16 protein-coding genes and 2 pseudogenes are annotated in these 19442 nt (G+C 41.4%); 15 read left to right on the top strand and 3 right to left on the bottom strand.

What is annotated here, in order from left to right; genetic code table 11:
- The first annotated feature begins 21 nt into the window (after window positions 1–21).
- The 5 genes from N4T56_RS11150 to N4T56_RS11130 all read left to right on the top strand — a co-directional run bounded on the left by N4T56_RS11150 (window position 22) and on the right by N4T56_RS11130 (window position 5655).
- Entirely contained in the window at window positions 22–780 is a 759-nt protein-coding gene (locus tag N4T56_RS11150) for an HvfC family RiPP maturation protein (protein WP_261733274.1), read from the top strand.
- 377 nt (window positions 781–1157) lie between these two features.
- Window positions 1158–1523 carry a YbaN family protein gene (locus N4T56_RS11145; protein ID WP_261733273.1) on the top strand — a complete coding sequence of 122 codons (366 nt, stop codon included), beginning with the start codon at window positions 1158–1160 and terminating at the stop codon, window positions 1521–1523.
- A gap of 132 nt (window positions 1524–1655) precedes the next feature.
- Window positions 1656–2207, top strand: coding sequence for an adenine phosphoribosyltransferase (apt, locus tag N4T56_RS11140; protein ID WP_261734804.1), 552 nt, complete (start codon window positions 1656–1658; stop codon window positions 2205–2207).
- A 149-nt stretch (window positions 2208–2356) separates the two neighbouring features.
- A complete protein-coding gene (dnaX, locus tag N4T56_RS11135) occupies window positions 2357–5179 on the top strand; it encodes a DNA polymerase III subunit gamma/tau (protein WP_261733272.1) in 2823 nt (940 codons plus the stop codon).
- A gap of 143 nt (window positions 5180–5322) precedes the next feature.
- Window positions 5323–5655 (top strand): YbaB/EbfC family nucleoid-associated protein, encoded by a 333-nt coding sequence (locus N4T56_RS11130; RefSeq protein WP_188921788.1) that lies wholly within the window; start codon window positions 5323–5325, stop codon window positions 5653–5655.
- Window positions 5656–5720: 65 nt separating this feature from the next.
- Here the strand turns inward: N4T56_RS11130 and N4T56_RS11125 are convergent, their stop codons facing one another.
- Window positions 5721–5993, bottom strand: a complete 273-nt coding sequence (locus tag N4T56_RS11125; RefSeq protein WP_261733271.1) for a hypothetical protein — start codon at window positions 5991–5993, stop codon at window positions 5721–5723.
- A gap of 352 nt (window positions 5994–6345) precedes the next feature.
- Here N4T56_RS11125 and N4T56_RS11120 point away from each other — a divergent pair, with 352 nt between their 5' ends.
- The 8 genes and pseudogenes from N4T56_RS11120 to nadE all read left to right on the top strand — a co-directional run bounded on the left by N4T56_RS11120 (window position 6346) and on the right by nadE (window position 14573).
- Window positions 6346–6885, top strand: a complete 540-nt coding sequence (locus N4T56_RS11120) for a hypothetical protein (protein WP_261733270.1) — start codon at window positions 6346–6348, stop codon at window positions 6883–6885.
- The gene (locus N4T56_RS11115; RefSeq protein WP_261733269.1) at window positions 6878–7111 is read left to right on the top strand and encodes a helix-turn-helix transcriptional regulator; all 234 of its coding nucleotides are present in this window, start codon (window positions 6878–6880) and stop codon (window positions 7109–7111) included. Before N4T56_RS11120 ends, N4T56_RS11115 begins: the two co-directional genes overlap by 8 nt.
- Window positions 7112–7318: 207 nt before the next feature.
- Window positions 7319–7918 carry a recombination mediator RecR gene (recR, locus tag N4T56_RS11110; protein WP_188921796.1) on the top strand — a complete coding sequence of 200 codons (600 nt, stop codon included), beginning with the start codon at window positions 7319–7321 and terminating at the stop codon, window positions 7916–7918.
- A gap of 534 nt (window positions 7919–8452) precedes the next feature.
- A complete protein-coding gene (gene htpG, locus N4T56_RS11105) occupies window positions 8453–10366 on the top strand; it encodes a molecular chaperone HtpG (RefSeq protein WP_261733268.1) in 1914 nt (637 codons plus the stop codon).
- Between the two features lie 63 nt (window positions 10367–10429).
- Window positions 10430–11293: a tetratricopeptide repeat protein gene (locus N4T56_RS11100; RefSeq protein WP_261733267.1), complete on the top strand. Its 864-nt coding sequence runs from the start codon at window positions 10430–10432 to the stop codon at window positions 11291–11293.
- Window positions 11294–11428: 135 nt separating this feature from the next.
- Window positions 11429–12073, top strand: coding sequence for an adenylate kinase (gene adk, locus N4T56_RS11095; protein WP_261733266.1), 645 nt, complete (start codon window positions 11429–11431; stop codon window positions 12071–12073).
- 228 nt (window positions 12074–12301) lie between these two features.
- Window positions 12302–13608, top strand: a pseudogene (locus N4T56_RS11090) (inosine/guanosine kinase).
- A gap of 134 nt (window positions 13609–13742) precedes the next feature.
- On the top strand, window positions 13743–14573 hold the full coding sequence (nadE, locus tag N4T56_RS11085; RefSeq protein WP_261733265.1) for an ammonia-dependent NAD(+) synthetase: 831 nt from the start codon (window positions 13743–13745) through the stop codon (window positions 14571–14573).
- On the opposite strand, the gene N4T56_RS11080 is transcribed toward nadE, so the two are convergent.
- Window positions 14570–15127, bottom strand: a complete 558-nt coding sequence (locus N4T56_RS11080; RefSeq protein ID WP_261733264.1) for a DUF6942 family protein — start codon at window positions 15125–15127, stop codon at window positions 14570–14572. The genes nadE and N4T56_RS11080 overlap by 4 nt on opposite strands.
- An 81-nt stretch (window positions 15128–15208) precedes the next feature.
- Between N4T56_RS11080 and N4T56_RS11075 the strand changes: the two are divergent.
- Window positions 15209–16659: pseudogene (locus N4T56_RS11075) on the top strand (alpha/beta hydrolase).
- A gap of 49 nt (window positions 16660–16708) precedes the next feature.
- Here the strand turns inward: N4T56_RS11075 and N4T56_RS11070 are convergent.
- The gene (locus tag N4T56_RS11070; protein ID WP_261733263.1) at window positions 16709–17614 is read right to left on the bottom strand and encodes a helix-turn-helix transcriptional regulator; all 906 of its coding nucleotides are present in this window, start codon (window positions 17612–17614) and stop codon (window positions 16709–16711) included.
- A gap of 205 nt (window positions 17615–17819) precedes the next feature.
- Here N4T56_RS11070 and N4T56_RS11065 point away from each other — a divergent pair, with 205 nt between their 5' ends.
- Window positions 17820–19280 (top strand): sigma-54-dependent transcriptional regulator, encoded by a 1461-nt coding sequence (locus N4T56_RS11065; RefSeq protein WP_261733262.1) that lies wholly within the window; start codon window positions 17820–17822, stop codon window positions 19278–19280.
- Window positions 19281–19442 lie beyond the last annotated feature (162 nt).

Raw genomic sequence — 19442 nt, 5'->3', positions numbered from 1 at the left:
ATCAGTAATTAAGGACACATCATGGGATTTATTGAAGTACAGCAGCAGTTTATGGATTACATTCGTGACCCCAGTTTACCGATGCCGGAGGGGATTGAACCAAGGCGGATGAAGGTATACCGAGATTTATTTTTTAATAATATCTCAGGGTTTGTTGCCAGTGCTTTTCCTGTATTAAAAAGCTTGTATCATGATGAAAAATGGCAGGCACTCGTACAGCAATTTTTTGCCACACATGACTGCAAAACCCCAATATTTGTCGAGATAGCCGGAGAGTTTTTGGCATTTTTACAACACGAATACCATTTAACAGAAGATGACCCGGTGTTTATGTTGCAGCTTGCGCATTATGAATGGTTAGAATTGTGCGCTGCAGTTGCGCCAGATATTGCTCCATCACAACGGCTCAATAGTGACGATGTTCAACAGCATGATTTACGTTTGTCACCGAGTGCTAAGGTCGCTCAATATGCATTTGATGTTCAGCATATTAGTGTTGACTATCAACCAATAGAGCCAACAGAACAGGCCAACTTTTTTTGCGTATATCGTGATATTCATGACGAAGTGGCTTTTTTACAATTAACGCCATTAAGTGCACAAGTGTTAGCTTATATAGAACAAACTTCGCAAGTTCAACACGTTAACCTAGACATCATTATTGAGTGGCTGGCCGATCATTATCCACAAATGTCAGCGGAATCATTGTTATCCGGTTGCGTACCACTATTACAACAGTTAGCGCAAAAAGGCATTATTGTTGCGGCGACGGCTGTATAATAGGCTTATAAAATTTAAGGTTTTTATTTTATCAATATGTGTCTAAAATGAGCCACTTTTTGTGACATATCTCACGTAAAAAGCTTGTGTCTTCCTGTTAAATGATGTGGTTAACGCAATACAATTTACCGAGCGATTACAGTCACAATACCACCTTAAATTTAGGAATTATCATGAGTCAGCCGTTTAAAGACCCGTTTAACATCTTTTATTTCATTGGTTTTATTTTGGTTTTATTGATTCCAACATTGCCGGCGACACTTTCTTGGTTAAAAGTAACAGGTCTCATTTAACGTTCTGTTCAGGTTAATCTGTCATGATATTGCCTTATTAAACCACTCTGATAGAGTGGTTTTTTGTTTTCGGCGAGGACACCAATGGCGTTAAAACGTGGTTTTTTTCTTATTATTGGCTTATGCAGCTTGGTATTAGGCTTAATCGGTATAGCATTGCCGTTATTACCGACAGTGCCATTTATTTTACTATCTGCTTTTTGCTTTGCTCGCTCAAATGACCGCTTGCACAATTGGTTAGTGACTCACCCCTGGTTTGCTGAGGGTATTCATCAATGGCAATCTAAACGCGCTTTGAGCCGACCGTTGAAGAAAAAAGCCATGATAATGAGTGCTGTTAGCTTTTGTATTAGCATCATTATTGTGCCGCTGGTGTGGGTTAAAATTATGCTGCTTTGCATGATGCTCGTTTTATTATTTTTTTTGTGGCAGATCCCAGAGTTAGAATAATAAATAAGCTGTTAATGTATGACAGTTGCAACTGAAATCAAACGGGCATAAGATCAAAGCAGAATTTTTACCAGAGTCCACCCATAACGTGGACTTTTTTATTGCGTAATCACTTATAAACAGAGTTAACTTATTATGATGAACCAACACAGTTTAGCGCTTATCAAGAACAGTATTAAAACCATTCCTGATTATCCAAAACCAGGCATTATGTTCCGTGATGTCACAAGTTTGTTAGAAAGCGCTGAAGCGTATAAAGCCACTATTGCCATTTTAGTTGCTCACTATCAATCAAAAGGTTTCACTAAAGTAGTTGGCACAGAAGCGCGTGGCTTCTTGTTTGGGGCTCCTTTAGCGTTAGAACTTGGTGTTGGTTTTGTTCCTGTTCGTAAGCCAGGTAAATTACCGCGCGCCACCATTAGTCAAACTTATGAATTAGAATACGGTAAAGATACCTTAGAAATTCATACAGATGCGATTAATGCCAACGACAAAGTCTTAGTTATCGATGATTTATTAGCGACAGGCGGCACCATCGAAGCCACAGTAAAACTGATCCGAGAGCTTGGCGGTGAAGTAGGGCATGCTGCCTTTGTTATTTCATTACCTGAAATTGGCGGCGAAAAGCGTCTGCAAGATTTAGGGATTGAAGTATTAAGCTTGTGTGAGTTTGATGGCGAATAGCAAGATTAAAATAACTGCTAATTAATTAGACAGTTAACTGCTTTAAAGCGTATCAAAATCACGCTCAACAATAGCATGCCAGCCCTTGGCATGTTATTGTTATCCCCTTTAATGGGATTGACTCCCGATGGCTCTCTGTGGGGATTTTCATGTCTTATCAAGTGCTCGCCCGCAAATGGCGTCCAGCTAAATTTGAACAAATGGTTGGTCAGTCCCATGTACTCATGGCACTCACTAATGCATTAAGTCAGCAACGTCTTCATCATGCTTATTTATTTACCGGAACCCGCGGGGTTGGTAAAACCAGTTTGGCGCGCCTGTTTGCCAAAGGACTTAATTGTGAAACCGGCGTTACCGCTAATCCATGTGGTGAATGTTCAAGCTGTATTGAAATTGCCCAAGGCCGTTTTGTCGATTTAATTGAGGTTGACGCGGCGTCGCGTACCAAAGTGGATGATACCCGCGAATTGCTCGACAACGTGCAATATCGCCCATCTCGTGGCCGGTTTAAAGTGTACCTCATTGATGAAGTGCACATGCTATCGCGCAGTAGTTTTAATGCCTTATTAAAAACCTTAGAAGAACCACCAGAGCACGTAAAGTTTTTACTGGCCACCACAGATCCACATAAATTACCGGTCACGGTATTGTCGCGTTGTTTACAATTTAATCTGAAAAGTTTATCGCAACAAGAAATCAGCCAACAACTTGAGTTTGTCATTACTCAAGAACAATTGCCCTTTGAACAACAAGCCTTAACCTTGTTAGCTAAAGCCGCCAATGGCAGTATGCGTGATGCATTGAGTTTAACCGACCAGGCCATAGCGTTTGGCAGCGGCCAGGTGATGCTTGAGCAAGTGCAAACCATGTTGGGCAGTATTGATGAACAGCATGTTATTGCGTTATTAAAAGCCTTGTGTGATGCCGATGTTGGCGCATTAATGCAAATGGTCGCCAAAGTGCTAGCGTTTGGCGCAGACGCTGAAGAAGTTCTGCGTAGTTTGTTAGAGTTACTGCACCAAATTACTTTGACTCAATTTGCCCCCGCGGCCGCTCAACAGTCTCTCTTTGCCGAGCAAATTTTAGCTTTTGCTCAGCAATTAGCACCTGAACAAGTGCAGTTGTATTATCAAATGTTACTCAATGGCCGTAAAGATTTGGCCTTTGCGCCTGATCCTAAGTCGGGTCTTGAAATGGCCTTATTACGGGCTGTTGCATTTACACCAGAAAAACAAGTTAAACGTTGGGTTACCACATCTCCTGCCGCGATTGATTTATCAACAACGCAAGAGGTCGCAGATACAGGCCCAAAGCCTGATAACACCACAGCACTTAGCCAATCTGTATTGGTGGATACTCAATCCGATGACACGAGTGCCAAGGTCATTGGATCACCAAGCCCGATAGTTGATAAACATATAGATAACCATGCTCAAGAGACAATGATTCAACCGCCTGAGTCTATTAGTGCAGAAGATGATGAACTTGAATCAACCGACCCTGCCTTAAGTGCTGAACAAAGCTTATTGGTGAGTCAGGCCGAAAGTTTGGGCTATCAGTCGCAAGTTGAGCTCGCCCCCGCGTTGAATGACGCGCAACAGGTGTCTAAGACAGATGCTTTAGAGGTTGATACGTTAAAGCCAGAACCGCTCACGAGCGAAGCCCAAGAGGACAATAAAACTCTTGAAAAGCCAGTTGTTCATACTGCGCCTGAGCCAAAACCTATTGAAGTCAGTGTTCAACTGAATACTGATGCTATTATTGAGCCGGCCTCAAACGCAGACCCATTTGATGGCTATTCATTTAACGATTTCGACCAAGACGCAGATTATCAACCCTCTTATCATGATGATTATTTAGCGTATTCGGCGCAAAATGATCCGGGCAAATTTGTTGCAATTACTCCAGAGCAGCAAACGACACCATCCACTAGCGCTGAAGATGAGCCTAATGCAGAGCAAACAGCAGCAGAAAATGACTCTGAAGACGATACCCTAGACTTTTTAGATATGGTTTTAGCCAGCCGTGATTCGCTGCTTGCTGATGTCGATGCATTGCAACAAAAAGAGCAAAGCGACAGCAAAGAGGCTACAGTCTCTAAGACCTCATTTGGCTCTAAAGCCAAAGCCTCTGAGCCTCACGTTTCCCTTCATGCAGCCCCTCAAGTTACGCCACAACAATCGCCTACTGAGACGGAAACCCTGGCGTCAATAAAGACTGAGTCAAATAATTCAACGTCGGAAATATCGGCCACCGTTGAGTCGGGCGAGTCGGATAATACACAATCACAGCCTGCAGTAATACAAGATAGAGCACCCTGGGTAAAACCTGCGCCAGGTGAGAATGTTACCGCCTTTGCCGACATTGCAGCAAAGCTTGACTCCGAGCCTCAGAGCGCCAAAGTTGATGTTAATGTTAATGCATCTGTTGCAGTCAATCAGCATATTGATGCAGAGCCATTAAGCAATACAGCGCAAACGCCAGCAAGGGAACAAACGGCAGAATTGGTGCCTTTTACGCCTCACAGCATTGAAGGAAATGAGCTTGATTTACATTGGTATAAAGTGATGACCCATGTATCAGTCGGTGGACGCGTTCGTCAACTCGGGGTTAACTCGATTTTTCAAGCACACTCCAATCCAATCGTGTTAGTGCTAAAGCCTGATCAAAAGCATTTGTCAGCGCCGACAGCGATTGATCAATTACAAGTCGCACTAACAGAATATTTGCAGCAGCCAATAGAGGTACAAATCCAAATTGGTGTTGTTGCAAACCGTGAAACACCGTTAGAATTACGTAAACGCTTTCATCGTGAATTAATTGTTCAGGCCGAGCAGTCAATATTACAAGATGACAATACCCAGTGGATGATCCAGCGTTTATCGGCGCAACTAGACAGTGACAGTATTGAATACCCGCCAGAGCAATTGGCGCAAATAGCCCAAGACATTGCTCAACTATCGGTTCAATAATGTTCAGTAAAACGTAATTTAGGTTGAAATGAACATATCTTCATCTCAAAAATGCTCAGCCTAGATTGCCAATCACATTTTTTTCAGTAAGATTAGCGCCACTATGGCGACTTGCTAACAACCTCAATTAGAGAGAGACGACTATGTTTGGTGGAAAAGGCGGAATGGGCAATTTAATGAAACAAGCCCAAATGATGCAAGACAAAATGGCAAAAGTGCAGGAAGAAATTGCACGCACCGAAATGACTGGTGAAGCGGGTGCTGGTCTCGTTAAAGTCACAATGACTGGCAGCCACAATGTCCGCAAAGTTGAAATCGACCCAAGCTTAATGGAAGATGACAAAGAAATGCTAGAAGACTTAATTGCTGCAGCATGTAATGATGCAGCGCGTCGTTTAGAAGAAAATCAAAAGACTAAAATGGCCGAAGTGACTGGCGGTATGCAATTACCACCAGGAATGAAAATGCCGTTTTAATCGTTGTCTGGTACACCCTCTACAAACACAAAAAAAGCTCAAGCATTATGCTTGAGCTTTTTTTGTTATGCGTCTGAGTCAGTTTGTACAGCGTCCAATACGACATAACCTTGGGCTTGATAATCATTAATACATTGCTGAAATTTGTTTTCGAGTTTGATTTCATCAAAAAAACCGAAGGCATACGAGTCGCATTTCACTTTCATTTTTTGATCATTTATCAATATTGCTTCTTTTTTCAATTCTGCAAATCCCATTGCATACGCAATATCGACAAACTTGAGGTTAATTAAATAACCAACCGCCACTACGACAATGATAATAATCAGTTTTTTCATAATACATCCTTAATATTATTAATGATTCCATGAGTTATTCAGTGAGCGTTTACTGTTCAATATAGTATGTTGCACTATCACTGGGTATAAAACCAGTATGCAAGGCCTATGCCAAATAAAAAAATTAATATTAAATCATAATCTTAATGTTAATTGTTGCGTTGTCGATGGTTTAGCTTGGCGAGTATATGGCTAATCTGACCAATTATTATGCTAATTGATTATGTTAATTGTGTCACAGGTTTAAGTCTTTTTAGAGCTCAGGGATCTCGCTTAAAATTCAATCAAAAGTATCTAATTTTTAACTTGAGGTAAAAAATCTTTGACATGTCGTGGTGGTGGATTATGATAAGTGAAGTTAAATATTTTATACATCAAGTATGCTGAGGCTGACATGGACAACAAACAGAAATTGATTCAATGGTTACAGGAAACCAGCTTTAAAGAGTTGACGTTATCGGTCGATTTTCTAGTGACGGGGTATATTGGTTATTTGTACGTGAGTGCATTAGTTAATGCTACGCCTGAACAATTAGCGTCTATTACATGGTTATCGACGTTATTACTGCAAATTATTATCTATTCAATTGTATTAATGGTGATCAGTTACATTGTGCTGGGGTTAATCAGTGATAATGAGCTGTACCAACCGATGGATGTCAGAGAAAAACAGATTAATTTGGTTGGTTATAAATACAGTGCCATCATTTTGCAAGTAGGGGTGATTTTAGCGCTAGTTCAATATAATATCGCCGCCCAAGGTTTTGAGTTTATGCAATCGAGTGTGCCACATTTACCGTTGCATATTTTAGTGGGCGCATTCTTATTGGCCGAATTAGCACACTATGGCGTGCAATTGTACAAGGGACGTACAGGAGACATTTATGGGTGATCCTGCTGACAATAAACTTGGGATTTCAAACTCTATCCGTACGTTACGTTTTTTACATAATGAAATGACCCAAAAGCAATTGGCCGATCTAATCGGTGTTACCCGACAAACTATCATGGCGATTGAATCGAATAAGTACTCACCAACGCTTGAGGTGGCTTTTAAAATTGCAGAAGTGTTTAATTTGCCGCTTGATCAAGTGTTTCGTTATCGCTCAGAGAAGTAGTCAGACATAGTCTTGTGCCAGCAACATATAACGTTTTACAATCTCTGGCCAACAATGATAATCCATGACATTTTTTGTGATTGTCAGTTGAGGCTTTTTGCTTCGATTGTTTGCTTCGACAATGGGTTAGATTGATAGTGACAGCCATTAAATGGCTTAGGTGAAGTGTTTACACAAGTGTTTATTTATTAAGGTATTGGCAATTATATGAAATTTAGTCCTTTGGTCGATGAGTTAATCCAGTCTTTACGTGGTTTACCTGGTGTAGGACCTAAATCGGCGCAACGTATGGCATTTCAACTGCTTGAGCGTGAACGTAAAGTCGGATTAAAACTGGCTGATTCATTACAAAAAGCCATGTCAGAAGTAGGGCATTGCCAAAGTTGCCGTACCTTTACGGAACAAGAGCTGTGTCCTATTTGCTCAAGTCACCGTAGGGTCAATGCAGGGGTGATTTGTGTGGTTGAAACACCAGCAGATGTGTTAGCGATTGAAGCGGGTGGTCACTTTAGCGGGCGTTACTTTGTATTACTTGGGCATTTATCGCCACTTGATGGTGTGGGTCCAGAAGAGCTAGGGCTGGCGTTACTAGAAAAACATTTAGCCTCAGATGATGTCAATGAACTGATATTAGCGACCAACCCGACCGTTGAGGGGGATGCCACTGCGCATTTTATTGCTGATATGGCAAGACGTCATAAAGTGGTAATTAGTCGTATTGCACATGGCGTACCTGTTGGCGGTGAGCTTGAATATGTCGACAGCACCACGTTAGCCTTATCATTTAACGGGCGAATCCCCCTTTAATACCATTGTGCATTAATAAGTGACCACTCAGAATGCGTCCAGCGGTTTTTGATTAAGGCGTCGCTATGTAGTAATGGTTGTTCCCTTTCAAATAGCGAGAACGCAGAGCAAAAGCGGCTGGGGCATTCCTTTCAGGCGAGTTTTTAAAGGGCTTACACTGCGTTGCATGACTTCGAAAGAGAACAACTATTCATTCAGTCATTCGCCTTGTTTAAGCCCTTTTAAATTCTCGCTGAGAGATCACTTACTAACGCGGAATGGTATAACCACCCATCATGAGTATTACCTGCCAATAGCAAATTGGCAGGCCATTATTGATATTGCCGACATTAGTGCACTTTTTTTAAGCATATATTTGGGTTAATTGCGCTTTGTATCGAAAAAAGTGCTGTAGCTGACGATTTATTCGACAATAAACTATTTCAGCCCTTGAAAACAATTTAAAGCCCCCCATTTCTTGGTTAACGAAGATTTTTATACGAGTGGATGATTCGACTCGTTTTTGTATTAACGTAACACCAAGGGAAATTATTCATGTCACAACAAGAAACTCATGGCTTTCAAACCGAAGTAAAACAACTGCTGCATTTGATGATCCACTCTTTGTATTCAAATAAAGAGATTTTCTTACGTGAATTAGTCTCAAATGCTGCCGATGCTGCAGACAAATTACGCTACCTAGCGCTAACCGATGATGCCTTGTATGAAGGGGATGGTGAGCTTAGAGTACGTGTGAGTGCCGATAAAGAAAAAGGCACAGTAACCATTTCTGATAACGGAATTGGTATGACACGTGATGGCGTTATAGAACATTTAGGTACTATTGCTAAATCGGGTACTAAAGAGTTCTTCAATAACTTATCTGGTGAAGCCTCAAAAGACTCGCAACTTATTGGTCAGTTTGGTGTGGGTTTCTACTCAGCCTTTATCGTAGCTAAAAAAGTAGTAGTGCGCACTCGTGCTGCAGGTCATTCCGTCAATGAAGCAGTATTGTGGGAGTCAGAAGGTGAAGGTTCATTCAACGTTGAAACCGTCACTAAAAACACACGCGGTACTGAAATCACTTTGCATTTACGTGACGAAGAAACTGAATTTGCAGATGACTTCCGTTTACGCTCTATTATTTCAAAGTACTCTGACCATATCTCTATTCCGGTGGAAATGTTTGAACCAGGCCAACCAGAAACCGAAGGTGAAGACGGCGAAAAAATAGCTGCCACTGAGGGCTCTTGGAAGCCAATGAACAAAGCCACAGCGCTTTGGACACGAAATAAATCTGATATTACAGACGAAGAATACCAAGAGTTTTATAAGCATATCTCACACGATTATGCCGATGCACTTAAATGGTCTCACAACCGTGTTGAAGGTAAACAAGAATATACCAGCTTATTGTATATTCCTGCTAAAGCCCCTTGGGATCTGTTTAATCGTGACCACAAACACGGCTTAAAACTGTTTGTACAACGCGTGTTTGTGATGGACGATGCTGAGCAATTTATGCCAACGTACTTACGTTTTGTAAAAGGCTTAATTGACTCAAAAGATCTGCCATTAAACGTGTCGCGTGAAATTTTACAAGATAACCAAATTACCAAAAACCTACGTCAGGCCTTAACTAAGCGTGTATTAGGTATGTTAGAAAAAATGGCTCAAAATGATCCTGAAACCTATCAATCATTTTGGGCTGAGTTTGGCCAAGTATTAAAAGAAGGCCCAGCTGAAGATTTCGCTAACAAAGAACGCATTGCTGGTTTATTACGTTTTGCTTCTACTCATGACAATTCTGCGGCGACCACTGTGTCGTTAGACGCTTACATTGAACGCATGAAAGAAGGCCAAGATAAAATTTACTATATAGTTGCAGACAGCCATGACGCAGCCGTTAACAGCCCACACTTAGAGTTACTGCGTAAAAAAGGCATTGAGGTTCTCTTAATGTCTGAGCGTATCGACGAATGGCTAATTAACCACCTAACTGAGTTTAAAGATAAAAAACTTCACTCAGTGACTAAAGGCGATCTTGAATTGGGTTCATTAGAAGATGAAGCTGATAAAGAAGCACAAGAAAAAGTGGCCGAAGAAGCAAAAGCCCTCGTTGAGCGTATTAAAACAGCATTAGCTGACAAAGTGTCTGACGTTAAAGTGACCAGTCGCTTAACTGACACTCCAGCCTGTGTAGTGACTGGCGAAGGTGAAATGTCGACGCAAATGATTAAATTGATGCAAGCGGCAGGGCAACCTGTGCCAGAGTCAAAGCCAACATTTGAAATCAACCCGACTCACCCATTGGTAGAGCGTTTAAACAACGAAGCCGATGAGGCGTTATTTGCTGATTGGTCTAACTTGCTTTTACAACAAGCGTTATTGTCTGAAAAAGGTAGCCTGTCCGATCCGTCGGCATTTATTAAGCTAACCAACCAGATGTTAATGGCCAGTTTTAAATAAGCTAACCTAAACAGTTAAAGCGGACATTCAGTCCGCTTTTTTTAGTAAGTTACCGGGGGCACTATGGACTACCTGATTAATTTAACGAAAGAAAACATTCAGCAAGTTGTCGATACCTCGATGGAAAAAATGGTGGTATTGGCTTTTTGGGCACAGCAGCAACCTGAAAGTGTACAAATGTTGCAAACCCTAGAGCAATTAGCTCAAGCCCAGGCTGGGCGTTTTATATTAGCTAAAGTCGATTGCGAAACTGAAGTCGAAATTGCCAACTACTTTCAAATTCAAAATTTACCCACCACATTAGTGTTAGATAAAGGCCGCCCAATTGACGGCTTTGCTGGTGTGCAAACACAAGAGCAAGTCGAAACTTTACTCGACAAACATTTGCCGCCGATGTGGGTACAAGAGTTTGCAGCAATCAAACAACTGCTGGCAGAAGGCGCATTAACTGCCGATGAGTTAGTGCAATTAGCCGCGCAGCTCAAAACCGTGTATAGCGACTCACAACAAGCTGCTGAAGTGGCGTTAGTGATGGCCGATGTGGCTTTACAGCAAGGCTTACTTGCTGATGCGAAAAGCTTACTTGCAGGTATAGGCCTTGCTGATCAAGACAGTTATTACCAAAATCTGATGGCTAAATTGGCATTAGCGGAAGACGCTGCCGATACTCCTGAAATTAGACAACTGCAGCAAAGTGTTGAACAACAACCCGATAATCTAGAGTTGGTTGTATCATTAGCTAAAGCATTGAATGCAGCTCACCGTAATGAAGAAGCCTTAGAGTTGTTATTTGCTATTTTGCAAAAAGATATGGCTGCATTAGACGGTAAAGTAAAACAAGCTTTCATGGAGTTATTAACCGCAATCGGTCAGGGCAATGCTCTCGCGAATCAATATCGGCGTAAATTGTATACCTTGCTGTATTAAACCAATTGATGCCTTTTTGTTACAAGCCTTATTAGATTTAGGTCTAATGTCATAACAAAAGCGCTATTAAAAGGGCGGCATATGTGCGAAAATCGCCGCCCTAAAAAGAACACAAACTTAAAGAGGATTTTTGAGATGCGCATTATTTTATTGGGTGCCCCTGGTGCCGGTAAAGGTACCCAAGCTCAGTTTATTATGGAGCAGTACGGTATCCCACAAATCTCAACTGGTGACATGTTGCGTGCAGCCGTTAAGGCCGGTACGCCACTGGGTTTAGAAGCCAAGAAAGTAATGGATGCAGGTCAATTAGTATCTGACGATCTGATCATTGGTTTGGTTAAAGAGCGTATTGCACAAGATGATTGTGTAAAGGGTTTTTTACTTGATGGTTTCCCACGTACTATTCCTCAAGCTGATGCAATGGCAGAAAACGGCATTGAAATTGATCACGTGATCGAAATTGATGTGCCAGATGAAGAAATCGTTAAACGCATGAGCGGTCGTCGTGTTCATTCAGGTTCAGGCCGTGTTTATCACGTTGTGTTTAATCCACCTAAAGCGGAAGGCAAGGACGATGTGACGGGCGAAGATTTAGCGATCCGTCCTGATGACGAAGAAAGCACAGTGCGTAAGCGTCTAGGCATTTACCATGAGCAAACTAAGCCATTAGTTGATTACTATGGCAAAGTGGCTGAACAGGGTCGTACTCAATACAATAAATTTGATGGTACCCAATCTGTTGCTAAAGTCAGTGAGCAATTAGCAAACGTATTAAAATAATCGCAGCTAAACACTGAATAAAAACCTGCTTCGGCAGGTTTTTTTATGGCATTTTTTTGAGTATGCAATCCTTTATACAGAAAAACTAAAATAACTATGATAAAATCTGCCGCCATTTTCGCAGAGGGTGACTTTTCAACGTTGAATGTCGCCAAAGGCAATTAATTTCACACTTAATTTCACACTTAATTTCACACTGGCAAGGATGCTAAGCTATGAGAGCCCAATATGAAGTTTCCTGGTCAACGTAAGTCAAAACACTATTTTCCTGTAAACAGCCGTGATCCTTTATTGGCTCAACTGACACAGCAACCGCAACCATTTTCTACCTATGTGTGTGGTATCGATCAAACCCTCGTGGACATTGAGGCGAAAGTTGAAGACGAATTGCTTGCACGTTATGGGTTACCAAAAGGTAACTCAACTTTGATTAATGATCAGCAGGCACATGATTTATACCATGAGCTTAAATCTAAACAGATGATTAGCGATGAGTTTGCTGGTGGAACGATTGGCAACACAGTACACAACTATTCCATTTTAGCCGACGACCGTTCAGTATTATTTGGTGTCATGAGCCAAAATATTATGGTTGGCAGTTACGCATATCGTTATTTATGTAACACTTCATCAAAAGTCGATTTAAACTACTTACAGCCTGTTGATGGCTACCTATTGGTCGCTGTTTTACCTTAATTTCTGATTGTGGTGAACGTACTTTTGCCATTAGTAAAGGTTCAATGGACAAATTGACCCCTGAATATATCGACAAAGACGTTATTCAGGGGAGCTCAGCGTTAGTGTTAACCGCTTATTTAATGCGCGCCAGTGAAGGCGATGGCATTACCGATGCTGCAATGACGGCGATTGAGTATGCTAAACAAGCGGACGTACCTGTGGTGTTAACCTTAGGGACGCGTTTTTTAATTCAAGAAGATCCAAGCTGGTGGCAAAACTTTATTAATGACCATGTGACGATTTTGGCCATGAATGAAGATGAAGGAGAGGCGTTAACAGGCTTTAAAGACCCTCTATTGGCCAGCGAAGCTGCACTTGAATGGTGTGACATGGTATTAACTACTGCCGGTGCGATTGGCTTATATACCGCCGGTTATGCAGAAGACAGTGCTAAACGCGAAACCAGCCATATGTTATTGCCGGGTGCTATTCCTGAGTTTAATCGCTATGAGTTTTCGCGACCTATGCTTAAAGAAGATTGTGAGACACCAATAAAAGTGTATGCGCATATCTCACCGTACATGGGCGAGCCTGAGCTTATTCGCAACACCAATGGCGCGGGTGATGGTGCATTGTCGGCATTGTTACATGACTTATCAGCCAATACATTCCACAAAGCCAATGTACCAGGCTCAAGTAAGCATAAACGTGATGGGTTATGTTACTCATCGTTTTCGCAAGTGTGTAAGTATGCAAACCGCGTAGCATATGAGGTGCTAGCCCAGCACAGTCCACGATTGTCTCGCGGATTACCTGAGCGAGAAGACAGCCTAGAAGAGTCATACTGGGAACGTTAATTCAGCCTAATGCAAAAAAAAACGATAATGATGAATCATTATCGTTTTTTTTTGGTAGGATTTTAATAGAATAGCTTCAACTCAGGGTAAACCTAATTAGCCCTCCCAAATTTATAAGCCATCAGGAGCGTCACGTGAAAGGACAAATCTTAAGAGAGATGCATGTACTTAAAGCTATTGAGCCTGAGTTTGAAATTCAGCGCCGTGTGGCATTTATTAAAGCGAAACTAAAAGAATCACATAGCCGTTGTGTAGTGTTAGGTATTAGCGGCGGTGTTGACTCTTCATTAGCTGGGCGCTTATGTCAATTAGCTGTCGATGGGCTTAACCAAGAGCAGAGCGAAATCTCGTATCAATTTATTGCAGTGCGTTTACCATATCAAGTGCAAAAAGATGAAGATGAAGCCCAATTATCGTGTCAGTTTATTCAACCTTCCCGGCAAGTTACCGTGAATATTGCCGACGGTGTGCTTGGGGTTCATCACGCAACTTTAGCGGGTTTAGTTGAAGCCAATATTGAGCTGCCAGATGAAAACAAACTCGATTTTGTTAAAGGTAATGTCAAAGCCAGAATGCGAATGATCGCGCAGTATAATATTGCTGGTGTGTTAGGTGGCTTAGTGGTTGGCACCGATCATAGCGCTGAAAACATAACAGGTTTTTATACTAAATTTGGTGATGGTGCGTGTGATTTAGCGCCACTGTTTGGTTTAAATAAACGTCAAGTACGTAAACTGGCGGCCTTTTTAGGTGCGCCTGATTTATTAGTCAATAAAGCGCCCACCGCTGATTTAGAAGACAACAAACCGCAGTTAGCCGATGAGGTCGCACTCGGGTTAACCTATGATCAAATTGACGACTTTTTAGAAGGCAAAGACGTACCTCAAACGGTTGAAGACAAATTGGTTGGCATTTACAAGCGCACTCAACATAAGCGCCAGCCTATCCCAACCATTTACGATTAGTTTAGGGATAAATATTCGCTGGCAATGAGCTGTCTTGTTGTTTCAATAAGGACATTGGCATATTGTCGATAATCTAAATACGGCGTCAGTAAACGTGTTTGCTGGCGCTGTATTTTATTATTGGGGTCAACTGTTTGCGCATGTTCAATGGTGTGTAAACCAAGGCGCTGTTGAGTTTCTTTACCGCAGACAATGTGCCAACACTTTGGGTTGAATAACGGCTCAGTAGCATGGCTTAATTGGCCTGGAATAATCTGTATTTGGCAGCTTAATCGGTGTGCCAATGACTGTGGCGATACATCTTGAAGCAGACTCTGTCTGATTTGTTTCCATGCCGCTCCATGGTTTGCGCTAAGGTCTGAGTGTCGGCAACAAATTTTAGCCATAATAGTGACAATTTTTCGCCAGTGATTACCATTTAATGCAATGATATCAGTAATGGCATTGGCTTGATTATGATGCCAGTGAGGCGGCAATACTGGTGGGGTAGGTAAGTAGAAAATCACCTCTGCTGTACTGGCACCTAAGGTTAATATGGCTGGCTGTGATGGCATGTCATTCCTGTACGACTATATTGAAAATAGTCATTGTTAAAAAACAAATGAGTTTACGATAATCATTGATTAAGGCAAAAAATGCGTGCGATTGTCATAGGTTCTACAAAACACCTGCTGTTTGCCAGCTTTTATGCCGCAATCGGTATTGTTGTGGCTATTTTGATCACCGCAGTATGGCTATTAAATGATCGGCCTAATTTATCTTTATGGCACACCATTCATCTTACTTCAGAATATCATCAACAGTCAGGCCTAGCCGATTTTAGTCAATATCTTAAATTAGAAGAAAAACTGTTTGCTGAGGTTGATCGTAAAATTTATCAAGAATATCAGCCTCGTTTATCATCACCTTTAAACCGTTATGAACGTCACAGTATGTCCGATCCTGCTTTATGGCAGCAAAACTGGAATCGGTCTTTCGAATGGCCAAACCCGGATGCTGAGTTTGGTTTATTATTAATTCATGGTATGTCTGACTCGCTTTATTCACTGTCACATATTGCTGAGCACTATCAACATCAAGCGCACATTGTCGGTTTACGCTTACCGAGCCATGGCACCATACCGTCAGGGCTTACCGATATCACCTGACTCGATTTGGCCGGTGCGGTTGCGCTGGCAACCGAACATTTATCGCAAACCTTAGCAGGTAAACCAGTGTATGTTGTGGGGTTTTCAACCGGTGCGGCATTAGCGTTAAATCACGAGTTAGAAAATATCAATCTAAACAAACCCACCGCTTTTTCTGGGATGATATTTTTATCGCCTGCGGTCGGTTTAGCACCCATTGCGGCTGGCGCTTATTGGCAAGCTAAGTTAGGTGGGCTACTTGGGCAAGATAAACTGTATTGGAACAGTATTCAGACCGAGTACGATCCATTTAAATATTCATCTTTTGCGGTCAATGCTGGTGATGTGGTTTATCAACTCACGCAACGCAATCGAACATTAATCGCAGATTTGTCTCCTGCGCAGGTGAAGTTAATTCCGCCAATGTTGACCTTTCAATCAGTGGTTGATAATACCGTGTCATCACTTGCGGTGGTAAAACAGCTTTATCAGTTGATGCCAGCGTTTCAAGGACATGAATTAGTGTTATTTGATGTCAACCGGATACGCAGTCACAATTATTTGCTTATTCAAGATCCATTAGCTGAGTTTGCACCTTATTGGCTGACAAATCCGTTACCCTACCGGTTGAGTCTTATTGAAAATAGCCCTCATAATGAGCCACATGTTCGGGTACGGGAGCTCAGCCATAAATTTCCCGTAGAAGAGACTGTCGAGTTGGCATTAACGTGGCCTGCAGAGGTGTATTCGTTATCACATGTGGCGTTACCGTTTCCAATTGAAGACCCATTGTACGGCCATTAGCAAGTGAAAACAAAGATATAATACAAATCGGCCGAGGAATATATCAGGGTGAACGGGGCATTTATAGCGTAACGGCAGCGGATATGTTACGCCAAAAATGGAACCCATTTTATCCTTATATGATGAACCGGATCGATGCGTTTACAACGCAATGATATTGATGAATGAGTGACTTATACTCACTAAACACTCGCGCAGTTATTATTATTGTCCTCGCCAGATAATTTTGCCGCTTTCAACCAGCTTATAGCCTGATAATAGTTGGGCTAATTGTGCTGTTTGTGGCTGTTTTAACAGTGTTAATAATGCCTGTAGCTGACGTCTAAAAAAGATACTTTGCGACATAACAAAGTCGAAAGATTCGGTAAGCTTAGGTATAAAGTGTAAGCCACTCTCCCTGGCAACGGCTTCACAACCAAAACCTATATCGGCATTATTGCGGGCAATATAACCGGCCAGTTCTCGTTCTGAGTTTGCTGTTGCGGTGAACAGTAATTCATCTAGGCGAGTATGATTAGAAGCTAACCAATTGGCCAGGTGTTGTTGGCTCCCTGCGCCTTTTTGACGGGATACCCAACGCAGTGGCTGCTTTGGCACATCGATATTGTCGTTAAATAACTCGGCCATTTCTTGCCGAACCATTAACCCTTGATGACGCTCATAACCACTGACCATAATCCATTGTTGGTGGTTTGGGAAGCTTGTTAATAATGAAAATATACCGTCGCGATCGTCATTGATACTCTCCCAGTGAATACTGCAAACATCAGCATAACCGCGTGACAATAACTCTAAACCTAATGTTGAACCTGTCGCGCTGTAACTGATGATTTTTTGATGTTCACTTTTGGCCATTAATTGGGCGACAAGCATTGATAACAAAGGGTCGTCACTGCCGGTGATATGCATTCTGTCTGAGAGCATTCCACTATGACAGGAATCCATTAACCAACGGTCTATCAATACTTTAGGAAATAACCATTTACCCGTTACTTTTGTGGCCGGGAGGATGTGGTGATTTGCCATTGAGTACACTTTCTTTTCATTTAAATCGAGATACTCTGCAACTTGCTTGGTGTTCAAGTAAATGATGTTTGGTTCAATAGGCATATAATTCTCATTAGGACGTTCATGAAACCCAATCTGTGTTTATTGTAAGGTGAGTTTAACGCTTTGAAAATCATCTTATTAAAAAACTGAGTCAATAGGGCGAATTTTGATTTTTTACGTTGTGTTTAAAAGTGGTATTAGCGATCATATAACTTAATATAACCCGTTTAAGGGAAGGGGATGACTGACGCTAAGGTAGCAAGCTATGAGTGTTGAACAAATACACTGTGTAAAACCCGAACAAGCGGTATTAGTGATAGAACCCGATTTGTCTAATTGGCAAGCACTATCTTCACTATTAAAGTGTTATTTTGGCCTCGTTGAGCTTGCTCGTAATGTTGAACATGCTTCGGCTCTGTTTCAACGGTTTAACTTTAATCTGTGTATTATTGAATTAGATGTTGTTGATGAGTTTGAATCCTTGTTCCCTAGTGCCAATCAAAGTGTTCTCTCAGAGACTAAAACCACTCAACTGAGGGATACCAATGTTTCATCCCCCATTAACGCCACGATAGAATCAGCATATTTAACTTTTCCTCAGCAATTTATTGTCATTAGCCAGTCGTTTAAATCTGAAGATATTTTATATGCTATGCGAAAAGGCGCTTGTGATTTTATTGCAAAACCAATCGATACTGTTGAGGTGAATGCTGTTATTTCTCGCTGGTTAATTCAACACTCATCAGAGGCAAGTACTTCTATTGTTGATACCTTAGCACTTGATACCCAGACAAATAGTCTCAATAGTGCCTTTTCACTTTTTATTGGTGATAGTGTCGCGATTAAACAAGTAAAAAGAACAGTAAACATCATTAGCGCTACGGGTAATGCATTATTACTTGAAGGAGAGGTGGGTACCGGTAAAAAATTGGCCGTGTCTCAATTACAGCAATCATTATGCTCTCCTAGTCATTTTATGATGATTGATTGTCGCGCTCCGAGTGAACTCGATGCGAAAAAGATAGACTTGTATTGTGCTAACTGTTCACAAACAACCTGGTTAGTGTTTAATCATATTGCTGAATTGCCTATGAACAAACAAGTTGAGTTACTTATCGCATTAGACTCAATAAAATTAAATAACTATCAGCATGTTAGGCTAGTCAGTATGAGTACGACGCGATTGTTTTCTCGGGTACAAAGAGGCGAGTTTTTAGTTGAGCTGTATTATCGTCTTGCTGAGTTTATTGTCGCGTTACCTCCTTTAAAGCAACGCCCTGAAGACATCGTCATGTTGGCAAAGTTTTTCATTAATCGATATTTGATGCAGCACAATACCTGTCGTAAAGCATTGTTAAAGGATTATTCCAAGTGGGGCGTTTCTGATTTTCAATGCTTAACTGATTATGATTGGCCGGGAAATATCCAAGAGTTAAAAAATACCATTGAGCAATGTTTTTTACTCAACATTACCCCTAAGGAATACTTGCAACAATTACCGGCTACTCCCAAGCTAATCGGCGCTAATCAAGTTGACATACCACACTCTAACCTCGGACAACATTACCTTCCTATCGACTGGGATTTAAAATGCATTGAGAAGGCGCATATCCTCAGGGTGATTGAGCATTATGAAGGTAATAAAGTGTTGGCTGCTGAGCATTTAGGCGTGTCGCGTAAAACAGTAGACCGTAAAATGAAAGAATGGGATCTCGATTCATTGTAAATTGTTTACCGTAAATTTGATGACAGCGTTGGCTTTAGTTTTGGACAAATTGTCCATTTCTGTTTTTTTTGTTTCCTTTTAAGTGATTTTTGTTGCCTTAGTTGTAGTTTTTGTTAATCAAGCTTGAGCTTAATTGAGGCCATCGGCAAGAATACTCACACT

It is taken from the genome of Shewanella phaeophyticola, from assembly GCF_025398315.1.
In the GTDB taxonomy this organism is placed as follows: Bacteria; Pseudomonadota; Gammaproteobacteria; order Enterobacterales; family Shewanellaceae; genus Shewanella; species Shewanella phaeophyticola.
This window is presented reverse-complemented; position numbering and strand designations above follow the sequence as displayed.

Excerpts from the sequence above, each read along its gene's own strand:
- adk (WP_261733266.1), top strand. The coding sequence starts at position 11,429 with ATGCGCATTATTTTATTGGGTGCCCCTGGTGCCGGTAAAGGTACCCAA.
- N4T56_RS11145 (WP_261733273.1), top strand. The coding sequence starts at position 1,158 with ATGGCGTTAAAACGTGGTTTTTTTCTTATTATTGGCTTATGCAGCTTG.
- N4T56_RS11130 (WP_188921788.1), top strand. The coding sequence starts at position 5,323 with ATGTTTGGTGGAAAAGGCGGAATGGGCAATTTAATGAAACAAGCCCAA.
- htpG (WP_261733268.1), top strand. The coding sequence starts at position 8,453 with ATGTCACAACAAGAAACTCATGGCTTTCAAACCGAAGTAAAACAACTG.
- dnaX (WP_261733272.1), top strand. The coding sequence starts at position 2,357 with ATGTCTTATCAAGTGCTCGCCCGCAAATGGCGTCCAGCTAAATTTGAA.
- N4T56_RS11070 (WP_261733263.1), bottom strand. The coding sequence starts at position 17,614 with ATGCCTATTGAACCAAACATCATTTACTTGAACACCAAGCAAGTTGCA.
- N4T56_RS11065 (WP_261733262.1), top strand. The coding sequence starts at position 17,820 with ATGAGTGTTGAACAAATACACTGTGTAAAACCCGAACAAGCGGTATTA.
- N4T56_RS11125 (WP_261733271.1), bottom strand. The coding sequence starts at position 5,993 with ATGAAAAAACTGATTATTATCATTGTCGTAGTGGCGGTTGGTTATTTA.
- recR (WP_188921796.1), top strand. The coding sequence starts at position 7,319 with ATGAAATTTAGTCCTTTGGTCGATGAGTTAATCCAGTCTTTACGTGGT.
- N4T56_RS11115 (WP_261733269.1), top strand. The coding sequence starts at position 6,878 with ATGGGTGATCCTGCTGACAATAAACTTGGGATTTCAAACTCTATCCGT.
- N4T56_RS11150 (WP_261733274.1), top strand. The coding sequence starts at position 22 with ATGGGATTTATTGAAGTACAGCAGCAGTTTATGGATTACATTCGTGAC.
- N4T56_RS11100 (WP_261733267.1), top strand. The coding sequence starts at position 10,430 with ATGGACTACCTGATTAATTTAACGAAAGAAAACATTCAGCAAGTTGTC.
- N4T56_RS11080 (WP_261733264.1), bottom strand. The coding sequence starts at position 15,127 with ATGCCATCACAGCCAGCCATATTAACCTTAGGTGCCAGTACAGCAGAG.